Here is a 17,759-nt window from a genome sequence, read left to right on the forward strand (position 1 = left end):
CGCCCCTCCCTGGCCCCTCTTCACCCTCCCGCCACCCTCACAGTCGCACCAGCCCTCTGATGCGTATGGATTTCCCCTCATGCGCATGAGCTTTCTTTGCGCGGAGACGTAACCCGGGACGCGCTGCGTTGTGGATCCATGCAGGTGTTTTGAACTCTGGAGTATCGGCGTGCCGTCCGTCTGGCTCGGTGGAATATTCCAGTCAAAATCCTCTATTGCTGGATGACACCCATCTTCGCTTGGTCTGGCTTTTGTTTTGTGTTAGTTGATGACTCGCAGTGAGGAAAGGCTTCACCGGGGGAGTCATGAAGAGCAGTTTGCGTGTCATTGGAGCGACCCAGGTCCTTGGTTTGCTCTCCTCGCTCCTCGTGGCTTGCAATCCCGAGGCCGGGCCCTTCCCGGACATGGAGGTCGTGGCCGCGAACTCACGGCAGGACGAGCTCTATGGCAATCCCGCCGGTTACTGGCCCACGAACGCTTCAGGCTTCACCGACGTCTCCAACTTCAACTTCGCCAGCCGGGAGATGACCGCGAATATTGCATCCGCGGCGTCGCCTTGCACGAGTTCGGCCACGCCCTGGGGTTCTGGCACGAGCAGGACTCTCCGGGCAATCAACCCAACACGCCGGGCTACTGCGACAACACCATTGTTCAGCAACCCAATGGAGAGGTCATCACCGCGTACGACCCTCTCTCGACCATGAACTACTGCGCCGAGTGGAGCCGGCCGACCTCGACTCCTGGAGCAACAACTACCTCGTGGACGAGCCCCGCGACCCCAACAAATAGCAAAAATAAACCTGTAGATGGCAAGCAGAGAGCGGTTGGCGCGAAGCCAATCGTTTGCGAACAAAGGGAGTTCCATGTCCAAGCTTCATCAAATGCTGTTGACCGCTTCTGTCGCGCTCCTGGGGTTGAACGGTTGTGGCGGGGCTGAGCTCCCGGAGCCGGAGCTGGCCAGCACCGCGCAGGGCATGGAGTTGGCCATCCCGCTGCCGATCCCCGCCTGCGCGGGCGCGCTGGACACGGATGGCGACGCCGTCTGCGACCTGGTGGAGCTGCTGCTGGGCACCAACCCCAACAACCCCGACACGGATGGGGACCGGCTCAACGACTACGCGGAGTCGTTCGGCTTCGGCGGCGGCCTGGACCTGACGGCCCTCGGCGCGAACGCGCGCAAGAAGGACATCTTCATCGAGGCGGACTACTACCCGGGGCAGCAGCCGACGCAGGCGATGCTGAACCGTGTCATCTCGGCCTTCGCCAAGGCGCCGGTGTCGAACCCGGATGGCTCCACGGGCATCACGCTGCACGTGGTGGTGGACCAGCAGATCGCCGCGGTGGACGTGGACCTGGACTTGAACCCCGTGTGGACGGACTTCGACGTCATCAAGGGCAAGTACTTCGCCGCGAACCGCGCGCCCTACTTCCACTACATGCTGTTCGCGAACCGGTACGGAGGCGGGAACTCCAGCGGTATCTCACGCGGCATCCCCGCGCATGACTTCGTGGTGACGCTGGGCTTCGCCGCCGGCATCACGGAGCTGCAACTGGCCGGAACCCTGATGCACGAATTGGGGCACAACATCGGCCTGCGCCACGGTGGCAACGACGACTCCAACTACAAGCCCAACTACCTGAGCATCATGAACTACGAGTACCAGTTCTATGGCTTCGGCATTGGCGGCTTGAACAACGTGCTCGACTACTCCCGTGTGCAGGTGGCCTCCTTCAGCGAGCAGAGCGTCAACGAGGTCTCCGCCTTCGCGCCCGTCGCCCCCACCACCGAAGCGGACCTCGCGAAGATCAGCGGGCTTCGCTTCAACGACATCCAGGTCACGGGCAACGCAAGTACCAACCTGGACTTCAATGCCAACAACAGCATCCAGGCCGCGAGCTACGCCCGGGACTTCAACCGCTCCGGCAGCCCCAACAACATCTTCCCCGCGTCTCAGAACGACTGGACGGCGCTCGCGTATGACGGCGGCGGGCAGATTGGCTTCGCCACGTCGGGCCTCACCCAGGACCTGGGCCGCGAGGACCTGTTCCTCGTTGCCCCGGAGAAGATGGAGCCCTGCCTCACCGTGGACGTGCGCGACGCCCGGTAGTCCCTGTCGCCCCGGCTGAACCTTCGCATTCCGCCGCCGGGTCCTTCTTCACGGGGGCCCGGCGGTCGTGTCTCCGGCCCCCCGGCGCCGGAACTCGATACCGGCGTCCGTGCTTGCCGGGTGTGGGCCGGACCCGGTCTGCCCCGGCCGCGAGCGTGTGGCGCGCGGAGGCCCGGGGCGCTGGGGCCCCGGACTTCCTCACGTCCCGGCGCTAAGGGGTGTACAGCTCGCACACCTGGACGGGGGCGTTGTAATCGTCGCTCCCGGCGACCAGCACCTTGCCGTTGGACAGCAGCGTCGCCGTGTGACCCCTGCGCGCGCGGATCATCGGCGTCGTCGGCGTCCAGACTCCCGTGACCGGGTCGAACAGCTCCGCTTCCCGGATCAGCCTGTTCGACCCTTCGCCTCCGGTGAGGAGGACCCTGCCATCAGGCAGACGTGTCGCCGTGGGCCCGTTTCGGGACACGGAAGGGTCTCCGGCACGGGTCCAGCTCCCGCCGGTGGGCGAGTAGATCCACGAGCGCGCGAGGCCCGCCACCAGCACCCGGCCGTCCTGCAACAGCGTCGCCGTGTGGTTGATGAACGGATCCCCTGGGGGGGTGAGCTCGGCCCAGGTGCCCGCCGTGGGGTCGAAGAGTGCGGCCAGCGGGGTATTCCAGTTACCTCCCACCACCAGCACCCGGCCGTCATCGAGCCGCGTGGCCGTGTGCTGTGCCTGCCCCCAGGGCGGCGCCGACACGGAGGTCCATGCGTTGCTCGCCGGGTCGTACACCTCCGCCAACCTGCCAGACCCGGTGCTGCTGGGGTCGGCATAACCGCCGGCCACGAGCACCCGCCCATCCGCGAGCAGCGTCGCCGTATGCTCGAAGCGGGGCTGGGCCAGGGAGCCGCTCACCGTCCAGGTGCCGGTGGCCGGGTCATACAGCTCCGTCTCCGCGAAGTAGACGGAGCCCTTGGTGCCGCCCACGAGCAGGACCTTGCCGTTGTCGAGCAGCGTCAGCGTGTAATGGACGCGGGAATGCTTCGCGACGCCGGTTTGGCTCCAAAGCCCCGTGGCCGGGTCGTACAGCTCCGTGGTGTTGGCGTTGTAGGTGGGGCCCATCAGCACCTTCCCGTCGGGCAGCACGACCATGTCGTGGTTCATGCGGCCCTCGTTCAGCAGGCCCGTCACCTTCCAATGGATGTCTGTCTTGAGCCGGAGCCCCAGGGGCACGCCGCCCAGGCCGCTTCCGCTCGTGCCGCTGTAGGGCGTGGCCATGAGCGTGTGGACGCCTGGCCCCGCCAGCGCTGTCGCCTCCACCGTGTAGGGCGCGGCATCGTCGTGCGTGGTGATGCCGTCGCAGACGACCCTCACGCTGCCCACGGTGGCCGGGAAGGTGTTCACCTGGAGCTTCCAGCCCGAAGGCAGGTCACCCGTCCGCAGGGTCATGTCGTTGCGCAGTGATTCGTAGCCGGGCACAGGCAGGCCGTTGGCGTCGACGATGGAGAAGCCCGTGACGGCGCTGACGTGGTTGGGAAGCACGGGCGCGATGGAGGTGACGGTCAGCGTATTGCCGCCGAAGGTCCGCACCCGGAAGCCCGTGAAGTGCTCGTTGTAGGTGCGTGCGTGGTCCTGAAGCACCCGGAGTGCGATGAGCTCGCCCAGCCGCACCGCGTGCTCGTGGTCGGAGCGCCAGTGGACGCCCGAGAACAGCCGCCCGACGCCGATGTTCATGGCCAGCTTGTCCAACTCGTTCTCGATGGTCAGGGCCGGCCCGGTGTAGGGCTCCAATGACAGCCCGTCCGCGCCAGGCACCACCGGGTTCTGCACCGGCAGGTCCGTCTTGAAGAAGGCCTTGAGCATCGTCACGCCCGCCCCCACGTAGGTGGAGTGGCCGGAGCCGTAGGCCGGGTGGAGGGGTGAACCCTCGGGGAAGGCCATGGGCAGCAGGTACGTGCCACCGCCGCCGCCGTTGAGCGTGTTGTTGCGCTCAAGCACCCTGGGCAGCACCGGCGAGTCGAGCAGCTCCGGATGGATGGGGTAGGTGCGCGTGCCGGACTTCGTGTTGTGGACGCGGCCGGCGAACTCCTCCGGCCGCTGGCGGCGGTGCACCTGCCACTTCTGGAACCAGATGCCCAGCAGGGCCAGCTTCATGACGCGGCCCAGGAGGTCCTGCCCATCCGCGTTGCCGAAGGTCGCGAACGCATCCTGCTTTTGGTACTGGCGGTAGGGATTGTTCTCGTCGTGCACCGGCGGCGAGGACTTGCCGTCCGTGTCCGTGTCGTTGCGCACCGTCAGGATGAGCAGGGCATTGAGGCTGGCTTGCAGCGGGAAGTCGTGGTGGACGAACTCGGCCAGGTCCCGTCCGTTGCGGAGGTAGCGCGGCGTCGGGTCCAGCGTCTCCGGTTGGGAGGGGAGCTGGCCGTTCTGGATGCGCAGCCACTCGGCGAAGGTGGAGACGCGGTCGTCCCCGGGCACCCGGGTGCGGATGCGCTGGGACACGGTCTGCGCGCCGTAGGGCACGTCCTGGAGCAGGAACTGCGAGACGAAGGGCCCCACCGTGCTACCGGGCAGGGAGTCCCGGAAGAGCGTGTCCGCCGTCACCTGCCCGTCCACCCGCGGGCCCCGGTAGACGCCGAGCTGGTTGAGGCCCTGGAGGGCTTCGGTGATGACGGCGGGGGCGGAGGCGCTGGTGTAGTCCTGGAAGGACACGTCGCGGGCCAGTGCCATCCAGTACAGCTCCTCCATCTCCCCGGAGACTTCCAGTCCCGCGAAGGTGGGGGCGGGAGCGATGGCGAGCGCGTGCGAGTCCGCGCCCTCCAGTTGATAGGCCTGCGCTGCCTGCGGGTTGACGAACTTGCGGCTGCCGCCCAGGGGGACGGCCTCGAAGAAGTCAGGGACGCCGCTGACGACGCTACCCGCCAACTGGCTGTAGTCGGCCGGGAGGACGTCCCCGTAGGCGTCGTGCCGCAGGCCTTTGGAATAGTTGGCGAAGCGACTGACGTAGCGCGCCTCATCGCCGTTGTTGGGGTGGTCGGGGAGGGGGACGCCGCGCTGGAAGGTGGCGGCATCCACCCGGACCTTCAGGGCGTCATCGGCGCGTTCGGGGCCCGGGTGCGGAACAGGACGAAGGGCCTGGGGGGCCTCCGCGGTGCCTGACTTTTCTTCCTGCTGAAGCGTGGCTTCGGAAGCTTGGGATGACATGCACGGCTCCGTTTCAAGGTTGCGCGTGCATCCTGGGCAAGGGGTCTGACAGGCAATGTCTATGTTTGGTGATGGACCTTCTCTGGGTAGGGAATGCGCGAGCCATTCCTGAACCCCTGGGGAGACGGCCCTCCGGCTTCACACCGCGTATGGGAATACGTGCACCGCAATGCGAGAGCAATGCCCAGGACTGACGCCGCGAGAAGCAGAGGCGTACGAAGTGGCTTCAATTCTACATCCCTGCCGGAATTGCGGAGCGGCGGTCTTCCATTGAAACGGGATTCATTGCGATTGTGGATTTGACGGGATTCATGAGTAGGACTTCCTGGAGGGGGCCTCTGATGCAGTGGATGATGAATCAGGTGTGGGGCGCGCTGGGCGTGGCGCTGCTGGCAATGCTCGGCTGCGGTCCGCTGGAAGGCGAATCGTTGGAGGAGTTGGGCACGGCTGAGGAGTTGGGCACGGCGAAAGCGGGGGTCTCCGCGCTGTTGCCGAAGAAGGTGATGGCGCTGGGTGACTCCATCACCCAGGGGGCGGCAGGGCGCGCCAGCTACCGGTGCCAGCTCTGGCGGAAGCTGACCAAGAAGGGCTACAGGGCGGACTTCGTGGGCACCCTGTCGACGGGCTACCTGGGGGAGAACACCTGCTCCACGGTCTGGTTCGATCGCGACCATGAGGGCCACTGGAGTTATCGGGCGGATCAGGTGCTCGCGAACATCTCCAACTGGGCCGCGAGCACGCGTCCCGACCTGGTGCTCATCCACCTGGGCACCAACGACACGTACCATCAACAGACAGAGGACAGCACCGTGTTGGAGTTGGAGCAGATCATCGACCGGCTGCGCGTGGTGAACCCCCGGGTGAAGGTGTTCATGGCCCAGATCATCCCGACCGCGGGTGCCGCCTTGGCGCTGAAACTCCAATCCCTCAACCAGCGCATGCCAGGGCTGGCCGCGGCCAAGAGCACGGAGGACTCGCCTGTCTACGTGGTGGACCAGTGGACTGACTTCAACCCCTCCACGGACACGTATGACGGGGTCCATCCGAATCTCATGGGTGAGGAGAAGATGGCGGAGCGCTGGTACCAGGCCATCCGCGAGCACCTCTGACGTCACCCACGTGGGGTTCTCCTCGGCCTCGTACTGCTTGTTGGCGCGAAGCTTCGCGAGCAGGGCCTTGAGCCGCATGCGCTTCGCCTGGATGCCGAAGGTCCGGGCGGAGTTCACGCGGAGCTGGAAAGACCCCCGTGCGTCCGTCTGTCTTCAGCCCGAGCGCGTTGCCACCGACGAGCAGCAGCAGGCCCAGCATCAGCACCTGATTCCTTATGGCCGCGACCATCGGTCCCTCCGCGAAGAGGCCGCAAGTCCAGGACGACTGACTTCAGGGGGGCACTTCGAGCGGCCGGCCTGATCAGCGCTGGTCAACACCCTGGGGCCCTTTGGGGGGACCGGGCGGGGCGGATTGGGACTACGCTGCCTCGCGGTTGGCATTTCATAAGAGGTTTCTCCATGGCGACCCACGACGCAGACCCGAAGCTCCCACGGGCCCAAACGGACGAAGGCCTCCGCGTGGAGCGGGAGAGGTCGGACCGGGAGTACGCCGGCCGGCAGAAATCGATTGAAGAGGGCTCGGACGCCGCCATCGACAAGGCCCGGGAGCAGGCGGACGAGGCCCTCCAGGCGGCCCGCGACATCGTGGACGCGAGGCGGGCGCGGAACGCGGCGCCCGTGGGGCAGGAAACCCTTACCCAGGAGCGGGCATCCGAGGATGCGATGCTGCAGGGAGAGCGGGACACCGCGGACGCGGAGCTGCGGGGGGAGCGCGAGGAGCGGATGCTCGCCCTGGCGGCACTCCTCCACCTGGAGCGGGCGGAGACCGACCTGCGGCTGTCCGGGGAGCGCGCGCACTCCGACGAGGCGCTCGCGACGCGGGACCACTTCATGGGCATGGTCAGCCACGACCTGCGCACGCTGCTCGGGGGCATCGCGTTGCAGGCGGCCCTGCTCAAGCGGGGCGCCGGCGAGGACGAGGCGGGCCGGAAGGCGACCCAGGCCGCGGACAAGATCCAACGCTTCACCGCGCGGATGAACCGGCTGATTGGCGACCTGGTGGACGTGGCCAGCATCGAGGCGGGGCATATCCGCGTCGCCCCCGCGCTGCAGGACGCGACCACGCTGGTGAAGGACTCCCTCGAGGCGTTCCAGCCGCTGGCCTCCGCCCAGGGCCTCACGCTCGACGTGGAGCTGCACGGGAACACGCTGATGGCGAAGTTCGACCATGAGCGGATCCTCCAGGTGCTCGCGAACCTCCTGTCCAACGCCATCAAGTTCACGCCTGGCGGCGGCAGGATCCTCCTCCGGGTGGAGCCGGTGGATCAGTATGTCCGCTTCTCCGTGACGGACACCGGCCCCGGAGTTCCGAGCCATCAGTTGGAGGTGGTGTTCAACCGGTTCTGGCAGGCCCGCAGCGAGGACCGGCGGGGGCTGGGGCTGGGGCTCTACATCTCCCGGGGCATCGTGGAGGCGCACGGCGGGCGCATCTGGGCGGAGAGCCAGCCCGGCCAGGGCAGCACCTTCCTCTTCACACTCCCCGGAGCGGCGGCCTCCACGACGTAGCGGCCCAGGGCTTCGGAGGGCTCCCGGGAGAAGTCCACGGCCGGAGCCTGGGCCGCCTTGGCGTCCTTCATCAGGAAGCCCTCCTCGCGCTTCGCGGCGCGCGGCCCTGCCTTACAGCTGGGGGCTCTGGGCGCCCTGCGTGAAGAATGGGAAGTCGAGGTGCCAGGGGGAAGCGTTCCTCGTCCGTAGTCACCATCCCACCTGCCTGGAAGTCGCATTCCACCGCCGGGTCCTCCTTCACGGGGGGCCCGGCGGCCGTGTCACGGACGAGCCAACATCTCCTGGTGCCTCCTCCAACGTCAGTCGCCCCGTCGAACCTCGAAGGTGGCGGTGACGTAGCCAGGGTCGGTCTGGACGTAGGTCATGGTTTCCCCATTCTTCGTGACGAAGAAGTCGAAATGATCCGTGACGCCCGTGTTGTCGGTAAGGGTCGCGGTGCCGCGGCAGTGGGAGTCGAGGGTGTAGGTGCCAGAGTAGGCGATGCGCGAACTCACCCCATTGGTATTGACCGTCGCCGAGCCCGTGAGGGTTCCGTCCCCGTTGAAGACATCACGCCCCGCCTGCGCGAAGGGGATCCGGTCGGTTCCCGTCACGAAGAACCCACTGTTCGCGTAGACGTAGCTGCCCTTCAGCATGCGCGGCTTGCATTGGGAGTGCACGGAAGGGTCCTCCTCGGGAGCCGCGCCAGAGGCTTCGTGCGCAAGCCCCAGGAGACCGGCCGTGAGGACACTTCCCATGAGATACCGTTGGAATGGCTTCATGCTTCCCCTCCTTGGTGCGGTGGATGCTGGAGGGTGAGCACGGCCCGGTATTCCTCAAATCAGACTGAGAGGTGAGGAAACGGACGGCGTGGGAACGTTGGGGGGATACCGTTCTCTTGCGAGGTCTCCCATGACAATCCCGCTCCGGACGCTGTTGGCCATCCTGGTGCTCCAGCTCCTTCCCGGCTGCGAGGACACGCCCCCAGGCCCCTCCTTCGACGCGGGGACCCCGGACGCCGGCCCCTTTGTCTGGGACGGCGCGTACACCGAACTGGAGGAGCACGGAGACTGGGTGGACCGGGGCCCCTTCGCGCCTTGCGGCTTCGATTCCCGGGACGCGTCCAGCAGCGCCTGCGAGGAGCTGTCCCGCTTCGATGTCTCCAGTTGCGACCCGGCGGCGCTCGCCATGCTTCCCCAGGAGGGCATCTATCTGGCCAACACCCGGGATGAGCGACGCCTGGAGGACGGGGGCACCCTCATCAGCACCGGCCCTGTCGGCTTCCAGCTCCGGAGTGACGGAGGCACGAGCACGTTGTTCGACGAGCCGCTCCGCTTCCGGGACACGCAGGACGGGCGCTTCTCCCTCATCGGGACCAACACGCGCACGAGCCTCACCATGACCCTGGTGGGCTGTCAGCGGCCCGCGCCGGACCGCCTCACCGGCTGCTTCGCCTCCTGTCGCCGGGGGAAGTTGTCGCAGCATGGCACCTTCGAGGCCCAGCGCGTTGCCAGCTGGGCGGGCGAGCCCGAGTCCTCCGGAGGGCTGACGCTGCTGTCAGAACGTCATGTCGCGCAGGGGCAGCCCGTGGATGTCTATGTCACCCTGGACCACGCCTACGTCGTCTCACTGCCCTACCAGGGCCGTGAGGGAGGGCTCACCGTCTTCGACGTGCGCGACCCGAAGAATCCCATCCTCACGGCCACCATCAGCCTTCCTGGGGACAACTTCTGGAATGGGGTCTGGGCCTGGGGAAATGCCCTCTACGTGGCCAGCAGCAGCAGGGGCGTCCTTGTCTACGACCTCTCCAATCCCGCGCTGCCTGTCTTCGTGCGAAACCTGCCGACGGGGAGCTTTGGCGCCCACACGGTGCTCGTTGACAGCGGGCGGCTCTACGCCATGGTCCCCAACACTGGCACCTACGTCTACGACGTGTCCCAGCCGCTGGCTCCCGTGCTGCGAACCCGCATCACCATCCCCGGGGACTTCGACTCCGGGGGGCCGCATGACGCGTTCGTGTATGAGAACCGCCTGTACATCAGCAACGCCTTCGGCGGCTACGGCGTGATGGATGTCACCGACCTGGATGACGTGCGCTACCTGGGCCTGTATCCGCGCCTGGACTTCGGCTTCGCGCACCACAGCGCGGTGGGGACCTTCGCCGGCCGCACCCTCGCCTTCGAAGGGGGAGAGTTCCACAGCTCCCACCTGCGCGTGCTCGACGTCACCGACCCGGCCCGCATCGTGAAGCTGGGCGAGTTCCGGATGCGGCCCGTCACGTCCATCCACAACCTCATCCTGCGCGGCACCCGGCTCTACGTGGCCTGGTACCACGAGGGCCTGCGGGTGGTGGACGTGTCCAATCCCACGCGGCCCACGCAGGTGGCGCATTACAACACCTTCCGCGAGAGCGACCCCTACCGGGGCGACAGCATCTTCGAGGGCGTCTATGGCGTCCGTGTCCCTGGCGACGGTCACGTGTACGTCGTGGACTCGTCGCGGGGACTGCTCGTCTTCAACGAGCTGTGAGGAAGAACGGGGTCACTCAATGGAGGGCGGCTCGGGCTCCAGGAGGTGAGGGGGCTCCGACTGCCCTTCGTCCCGGAGCCTGAGCGCGCGGTCGATGCGCGCGGCGGCGCTGATGAGGCCGAGGTGGCTGAAGGCCTGTGGGAAGTTTCCCAACTGCTCGCGCGTCAGCGGGTGGATCTCCTCCGCCAGCAGTCCCAGGTGGTTCGACGCCTCCGCGTGCGCGACGAAGACGTCCTCGGCCTCTGGGATGCGATTGGCCAGCGCCAGCGCCTCCGCCAGCCAGAAGCCGCAGAGGATGAAGCCTCCCTCCGGTCCGCCTACGCCGTCATCCATCCGGTACCGGCGCAAGAACGGGCCCGCGCCCAGCTCCGCGCGCAGCCAGTCGAGCGTCCTCAGGATGAACGGATCCGTCCCCCGGAAGCAGCCCACGATGGGCAAGAGCAGCAGCGCGGCGTCCGGTTCGTTCCCTCCGTAGACTCCGACGAAGTGCTTGCGCGCCGGATCCACGCCGTTGCGCAGGATGTCCGCCCGGATGACGTCCGCCAGGGCGGCACTGGACTGCTCCAGCGCCGTCTCCCCGAAGAGCCGTGCCAGGTGCTGCCCCCGGCGCAGGGCCAGCCACCCCATGAGCTTCGAGTGGACGTTGTGCCGCATCTCCCTGCGCGGCTCCCAGATGCCGTGGTCGGGTTCGCTCCAGCGGCGGGCGGTGGTCTGGATGACTGAACGGAGCAGTCTCCAGGTGCGCAGCGGCAGCCGCCCGCCGGAGCGCTCGTAGAGGTACGCCGCGTCGAGCAGCGCGCCCGCGGTGTCGAACTGGAACTGGTCCCTCGCATCGTTCCCCAGCCGCACCGGCCGCGAGCCCTGGAAGCCGGCCAGGTGGTCCAGCTCCCGCTCCGGCGGCACGGCGGCCCCGTCCAGCGTGTACATCACCTGAAGCGCGTCACCGCGCTGCAAGGTGTCGCGCACGAAGTAGAAGAACTCGCGCGACTCACTCTGGAAGCCGAGGAGGTTGGTGGCGCGCACCGCCATCGCGGAGTCGCGGATCCAGCTGAAGCGGTAGTCCCAGTTGCGAGGCCCTCCAATCCACTCGGGGAGGGAGGTGGTGGGCGCGGCCACCATCGCGCCCGTGGGGCCGTACATCAGCAGCTTCAGCGCCAGCGCGGAGCGCAGCACGTGGTGCCGCCACGGCCCTTCGTAGTGGAGCTGTTGCGCCCACTCGCGCCAGGCCTGGCGCGTATCGCGCAGGTGGTCGAAGGGCCGGTACGTGGCAAGCGGCTCCGGCCGGTCGGCATCCCACGCGAGGATCATCCAGCGCCGCTCGCCCGGCCCCATCCGGATGCGCGTCTGGAGGCCCGAGTCTCCCCGGCAGGGTTGGCCGCGCAGCGCCTCGCAGGGGCGCCACTCCGCCTCCCCGCTGAGCACGGCGACCAGCCGCTCCCCTCCCGACCCGCGGGCGACCAGGCCGTGCTCCTCCCGCTCCACCCGCGTCCGCGACGCCCCGTAACCGAAGCGCGGGTCGAAGACGATGTTCAGCTCCACCGGGCCTTCCAGGCACTCGATGCGCCGGTGCACCTCATGGACGGTGGAGCGCGGGTCGTTGGTCCACGGCATGTAGTCGATGATGCGGATGGCCCCCTTGCGCTCGAAGCGGAACAGCGTCTCCAGGACGTTGGTGTCCGGGTCGTAGCGCTGCAGGCTCTCGAAGGGCCACACGACGGGGGTGATGCCGGTGATGCCACCCCTCTCGTCATCGAGGATGCCCGCGAAGACGCTCGGGCTGTCGAAGCGGGGGAAGCAGAGCCAGTCGATGACGCCATCCGGCCGGACGAGCGCGCAGGAGCTTCCATCGCCAATCACCCCGCGGCCCGCGAGGGGGACCTCCCGGTAGGACGCCGGGTTGGTGAACCGGAAGGGGCGGGCCATCCGCCTGGCGGCGCTGTAGAGGTCCATGAGCAGGCGTGTCGCGGGGCAGGAGCGCGACCTCCCGCCCTCAAAGTAGCGACCCTCGCGAGGCCGCACCCGGCAACCCACCCACGCAAGGGGCCCCCTTCCCGCCGCAGCGGCCCCTGGCGAGCAGGGGGCCCTCCCGGCGGCGACCTCCCACGAAGAGCATCAGCGCGCCCCGGGGCTCGGTCAAACGAGCCTACTCCCCGCCGTTCCGGACGGTGGGGGCCCGCAGGGGTGCGATGAAGCCCGAGTAGGCCATCCGATTCGGTGAGCAGCGCCCGGGGTTGGCCACCTTGTCCGGCGTGGCGTTGCCCGTCATGGCGGTGCTGACCTCCTGCGGCGCGGAGGCGGGATGGGCCTCCAGGAAGAGCGCGACGATGCCGGTGACATGCGGGGTGGCCATGGACGTGCCGCTCATCGTTCGGGTCGCCGTGTCATCGCTGAACCAGGCCGAGAGGATGCCGTCGCCGGGCGCGAAGACGTCCACGCAGTCGCCATGGTTGGAGAAGGGCGCCCGCCGGTCCACGCTGGTGGTGGCACCCACGGTAATGGCCTCGGCGGTGCGCGCGGGAGAGCGCCTGCACGCGTCCTGGTTCTCGTTGCCCGCCGCCAGCACATACGTCACACCCAACGCGATGGAGCGGCGCACGGCATCGTCGAGCGCCGCGTCCTCCCCGCCGCCCAGGCTCATGTTGGCCACCGCCGGGGACTGGTGGTGCTGGGTCACCCAGTCCACGCCCGCCACCGCGCCCGCCGTCGTCCCAGAGCCCTCGCAGTCCAGCACGCGCACGGCGTGCAGCGACGCGCTCTTGGCGATGCCATACACGTTGCCGCCCACCGTGGCGGCCACGTGGGTGCCATGGCCGTTGCAGTCCGCGCCGTTGCGGCCGTCGCCGACGGCATCGAAGACGATGTCCGCCCGCCCGGCGAACTCCTGGTGCGTGGGGCGCAGGCCCGTGTCGAGGACGTACACATGCACGCCCCGGCCCTGCGTCTGGTACAGGTAGAGCTGATTGAGCGGCAGGTCGCGCTGGTCGATGCGGTCAATCCCCCACGTCGCATCGGGCTGGCTCCCGGCAAGCGTCACCACGCCATTCTGTTGCACGTACTCCACCTCGGGCGCGGTGGACATGGCACGGGCCTGCTTCTCGCTCATGCGCGCGGCAAAGCCCCGCAGCGCGTGCGCGTACACGTGGAAGGCCTTTCCGCCGAAGCGCTCGGTGAGGCTCCGCGCGACCACCTCCGGCGTCAGCGCGGCGTCCCCTTCCCGGGGCTCCTTGAGCACGACGACGTACTCGCCGGGGACCGGCTTCGCGACCGTGAGGAACTTCTCGCGCACGGGTGTTTGTACGGACGCGGTGCCACGGCAGGGTGTGTCACCGGGGGGCGGTATGGGATTGCCCGCGCTCCGGCACGCCGACAGCAGGAACAGCACGCAGGCGGACGCGACCGTCCGCGACAGGAGCTTCAGCGACATGGGTTCCCCCGGGGGTGGCACTTCCAGTTTCGGCCGGAAGCCGGGAAAGCAACGCTGGCGTGGCCGTCCCAATGGAGTAACGCTTTCTGACTCAAAGCGGTTGCTGCCCCGCGGGGCCGCGAAACGTCCGAAACCCCCACCCGTGAAACATGCGGCGTTGATTGAGGTGCGTGGTGTTGTACCAGGCCACGAAGCGCGTCACCCAGGCGCCTTGGATGAGATTGGCTGAAGCTTCACCTCAAGCAGCGGGGCCACGGTCGGCCGGGCCCTGCCGCCGCAGGGGCAGATCCACCATGAACGTGGCACCGGCGCCGAGCGCACTCTCCACGGTGATGGTGCCGCCGTGCGCGCGGACCGTCTCACGCGCGAGGTAGAGCCCCAGACCCAGCCCGCCATAGTTGTACGCGGGCGCGGCCTGCTCGAACCGCTCGAAGATGCGCGCCTGATCCGCGCGATCCACTCCGCTTCCGCGATCCTGTACCTCGAGACGCGCGAAGTCGCCCGTCACCCGAGCACGCACCGTGATGGGATGGCCCGCGCCGAACTTCATGGCATTGAGGAGCAGGCTGGTGATGAGCCGCCCCAGGCGGGCGCGGTCCCATCGCCCCACCACCGTCTCCTCGAAGTCGAGCTCCACGGAACAGTCCGTGGCTTTCAGCCGCTCGGCCAGGGCGTCCACCTGCTCCCGCACCAGGGTGGACAGGTCGAACTCGTCCAGCGCCAATGCCAGCGCTCCCGCCTTGAGCCGGGACACCTCGAGCATCTCGTCGGCCAGATAGGCGAGGCGGCTGACCTGACGCTCGAAGTTCCCGAGCAGGGTCACGAGCCGGCCCTCGGTGGGCGCTTCAGGCGCCCGCGTGCCCATCCCCTTCCGGATGGCTTGCACCTGGAGCTTCATGGCGGTGATGGGGGTCTTGAGCTCGTGGGAGGCGATCGCCAGGAAGTCGTCGCGCACACGGACTGCCTCCTGGGCCGCCTGGTAGAGGCGGGCGTTCTCCAGGGAGATGACGGCCTGCGCGGCCAGCACCTCCAGGGTGAGGATCCGCTCGGACGTGAACGCCCCCGCCAGCTGGTTGTTCTCCAGGTAGAGCATGCCGGCGAGGTCCGCCTGCCGGACGAGCGGAATGCACAGCACCGAGTGCACGCGCAGCGAGGCGAAGTACGGATCCGAAGAGAAGGGGCTCGGCTGGGATGCGTCGTCGAGCAGGACCGGCTGCCGCATCCGCTGCACGTGCGTCAGGAGCGAGCCCGGAAGCTCGGCACCGGGCGCGACGGGCTCGCCGAGGACAGAAACCTGGATCCCGGACTCCGTCAGCTGGGCCGCCACCCGCACGAGGGGATGCCCTCCTTCGAGCGTCATCAGGTAGCCACGCTCCGCGCCCGCCTGCTCGAGCGCGCTCCGCAAGAGCTTCTCCAGCAGCCGCGGCAGGACGATCTCCTGGGAGAGGACCTGTGACGCATGCACCATCGCGCGCGCGTCGAGCTGCGCGGGTTCCGCGTACAGGTGATGCGGGAGCACACGCGACAGCCGCTCCTTCATGCGCGGATACAGCTGCTCCAGCTGGCGCAGCTTGGTCTCGGCCCCCCACTCCTGGTACGCGCGCCAGGCCTCCTCGAGGTAGGCGTCGGCGGCGGTGCGCAGGCCGCGGGAACGGTAGAAGCGCGCGGCCAGCTCACCCGCCAGCGCCGCATATTGGACGAGGCCGCTCTCGCGCGCGGCCCGGAGCGCCCGCTCGTAGTGCTCCGAGGCCTCTTCGCTCCGTCCGTGCCGCCGCGCGACCTCCGCCGTCACCAACGCCTCGAAGGCGAGAAAGTTGGCGGGACAGAAAGCCGCCAGGTTCCTGAGGAAGGCGTGATGGCCCTCGAACTCGTCCCGCCACTTCGCCTGCTCCTCCGCCGGTGCCTCCTCCCCATGGGCCGCCAGCGTCAGGGCGACCATGAAGACGGCATGGGCCTCACCGTACTGGCCCCGTTGGGCGACGATGAGACCGGAGAGCTGTCGCGCTTCAGCGAGCGCGGCGGCGCGGTTGCCCAGGACGAGGTGGAGCTCGAGGCGGCGGACGCGGTACCAGAAGCTGGCGAACGGCGGCTGGCGGCTCACCCGCTCGGCGAAGGCCGCCTCCTCGAGCCCTTCGTGGGGGAGCGCCGGGGGGCGGCCGCGCAGCGCCTGGGTGAGGCGCTGGACGACCTCGACACAGATGAGCAGCGGCTCGTTCCCGATGCCGCGGTTGAAGTCGGCGGCGGCCCGCGCCGCGCGGTCGACCTCTTCGAGCCGGTCGCCCGCGGCCAGCGCCAGCATGCAGCGGTGGGTGAGCCCGAGGCAGACGAAGACCACGTCTCCTGCTCGCCTTCCCGCGCGCAGGACCCGCTCGAGGTAGGTGTAGAGGGAGCGCGGCGGCTCGACCCAGGCGAGGATCGCGACGCCCGCGACCAGGCACACCTTCGCCTCATCGGAGAGGAAGCCGTGCCGCTCCACCAATGCGAGCGCCACGCGGGCGATGCTGGCCGCCCTGGCGTACTGCTTGTGGGTGATGACCAGTTCGAAGCCGTAGGCGGTGAGCCCCACCGTGGAGGCAGAGGTCAGTCCATGCCGGAGCGTGAGGAGCACCATCTGGCACGCCACCAGGTGGTGCAGCTGCGGGTTGCAGAAGTAGGCCGTCGGCAGGAAGGAGGCCAGCACGCTCATGGCGGCCTCCATGTCCGGATCCCGCATGGGTGCCAGGCTGAGCAGCGCTTCGATGGCGTGCTCTCCGAGGAGCTGCTCCACGGTACGGTCTGCTTCCTCGAGCTGCTCCGGCGTGGGCTGGGGGCTCAGCGCGATGCCGTACTGATGGAGGCAGGCACTGGCGCTGTCGATGGCGGGGCCCAGGGCGCCCCGGGTGGTGTGAAGGTCAATCCACGCCCGGTAGACGCTGGCGCGCTGGTTGGGAGTCCGCGCATGGGCCAGCAGGACGGCCAGGAGGCGCTCCGCCGTGTCCAGCCTGCCGGCGGACAGCTCGCTCTCGGCCTCTTCCAGGTGAAGGCTCTGGGCGAGGTCATGATCCACGGTCCATGGATCGGGAGCGAGCAGCGCCTGGCCCGCCTGGAGGTAGCGGATCGCCGCGCCATGGGCGGAGGCGGCCCTGGCCCGTTTGGCGGCGAGCAGGTTGAGCCGGGCGACCGCGGTGCGCTCCTCCCGCGTTTCGATGAGCTCGATGCCTTGGTCGAGCTGGGCCACCAGGGTGAACACGCGCTCGGGCAGCAGCCGCGGTGAGGTGTGCGCGAGCAGCTGGCGGCCGATGCGCAGGTGCGTGGCGGCGCGCACCTCGGGTTCAAGGAGCGCGTAGGCGGCCTGCTGCACGCGGTCGTGCGAGAAGCGATAGGTGCCTTCGAGGTGCGGGAGCAGCAGTCCCTCGCGCACCGCCACGTCCAGCGCGATGCGCAGGGCGTCCTCCGCGAAGCCACCCGCCACGATGAGGGATGGGAGCTCGACGGTCGCGCCCAGGCAGGCCGCGAGCTTGAGCGCTTCCTGCGTGAGGGCGGGGAGGCGTCGCAGCTTGCCGAGCATCAGCTCGATGACGCCTTCGCCCAACTCCAGTGCGCGGATGCGGTAGGCGCTCCAGTGCCAGGCGCTCCGCCCCCGGTCGAAGGTGAGCAGGCCTTCGCGATGAAGCGCGGAGAGCAGCTGGAGGGTGAAGAAGGGGTTGCCGTGGGTCTTCTCACAGACCAACGCCGCCAGCGGAGCGAGGGTCCGTGGATCAGCGCCGAGCGTGTCTCCCATGAGCCGCGCGCAGTCCTCGCGCGACAGCGGGAGCAAGGTGAGCTCCGTCACCCGGGTCTGGCCCTTCTGGAGCTGCTCCAGGGCGAGCGCCATCGGATCGGACGGCCCCCTGTCGCGGACGCGAGAAGCCCCGAGGATGAGGAGGGGGTGGGGCGCGGGG

9 protein-coding genes are annotated in these 17,759 nt (G+C 68.5%); 4 read left to right on the forward strand and 5 right to left on the reverse strand.

Going from position 1 to position 17,759, the window contains the following annotated elements:
• The first annotated feature begins 863 nt into the window (after positions 1–863).
• Positions 864–2,108: a hypothetical protein gene (locus D7W81_RS29580; protein ID WP_167508117.1), complete on the forward strand. Its 1,245-nt coding sequence runs from the start codon at positions 864–866 to the stop codon at positions 2,106–2,108.
• 211 nt (positions 2,109–2,319) lie between these two features.
• Here the strand turns inward: D7W81_RS29580 and D7W81_RS29585 are convergent, their stop codons facing one another.
• Positions 2,320–5,292, reverse strand: a complete 2,973-nt coding sequence (locus D7W81_RS29585) for a tRNA wybutosine-synthesizing protein 4 beta-propeller domain-containing protein (protein ID WP_120558747.1) — start codon at positions 5,290–5,292, stop codon at positions 2,320–2,322.
• 341 nt (positions 5,293–5,633) lie between these two features.
• On the opposite strand from D7W81_RS29585, the gene D7W81_RS29590 reads away from it, so the two are divergent.
• On the forward strand, positions 5,634–6,401 hold the full coding sequence (locus D7W81_RS29590) for an SGNH/GDSL hydrolase family protein (RefSeq protein WP_244227513.1): 768 nt from the start codon (positions 5,634–5,636) through the stop codon (positions 6,399–6,401).
• A gap of 399 nt (positions 6,402–6,800) precedes the next feature.
• Positions 6,801–7,907 carry an ATP-binding protein gene (locus D7W81_RS29600; RefSeq protein WP_120558749.1) on the forward strand — a complete coding sequence of 369 codons (1,107 nt, stop codon included), beginning with the start codon at positions 6,801–6,803 and terminating at the stop codon, positions 7,905–7,907.
• Between the two features lie 299 nt (positions 7,908–8,206).
• Here the strand turns inward: D7W81_RS29600 and D7W81_RS29605 are convergent, their stop codons facing one another.
• Entirely contained in the window at positions 8,207–8,566 is a 360-nt protein-coding gene (locus D7W81_RS29605) for a hypothetical protein (protein ID WP_147445661.1), read from the reverse strand.
• Between the two features lie 232 nt (positions 8,567–8,798).
• Here D7W81_RS29605 and D7W81_RS29610 point away from each other — a divergent pair, with 232 nt between their 5' ends.
• Positions 8,799–10,415, forward strand: a complete 1,617-nt coding sequence (locus D7W81_RS29610) for an LVIVD repeat-containing protein (RefSeq protein ID WP_120558751.1) — start codon at positions 8,799–8,801, stop codon at positions 10,413–10,415.
• A 12-nt stretch (positions 10,416–10,427) separates the two neighbouring features.
• Here D7W81_RS29610 and D7W81_RS29615 read toward each other — a convergent pair whose 3' ends face one another.
• From D7W81_RS29615 to D7W81_RS29625, 3 genes are all read right to left on the reverse strand, one after another.
• On the reverse strand, positions 10,428–12,365 hold the full coding sequence (locus D7W81_RS29615) for a glycoside hydrolase family 15 protein (protein WP_120558752.1): 1,938 nt from the start codon (positions 12,363–12,365) through the stop codon (positions 10,428–10,430).
• 193 nt (positions 12,366–12,558) lie between these two features.
• Entirely contained in the window at positions 12,559–13,839 is a 1,281-nt protein-coding gene (locus tag D7W81_RS29620) for a S8 family peptidase (RefSeq protein ID WP_120558753.1), read from the reverse strand.
• Between the two features lie 238 nt (positions 13,840–14,077).
• Positions 14,078–17,692, reverse strand: coding sequence for a GAF domain-containing sensor histidine kinase (locus D7W81_RS29625; protein ID WP_120558754.1), 3,615 nt, complete (start codon positions 17,690–17,692; stop codon positions 14,078–14,080).
• Positions 17,693–17,759: the final 67 nt, after the last annotated feature.

It is taken from the genome of Corallococcus aberystwythensis, from assembly GCF_003612165.1.
Lineage (GTDB): Bacteria > Myxococcota > Myxococcia > Myxococcales > Myxococcaceae > Corallococcus > Corallococcus aberystwythensis.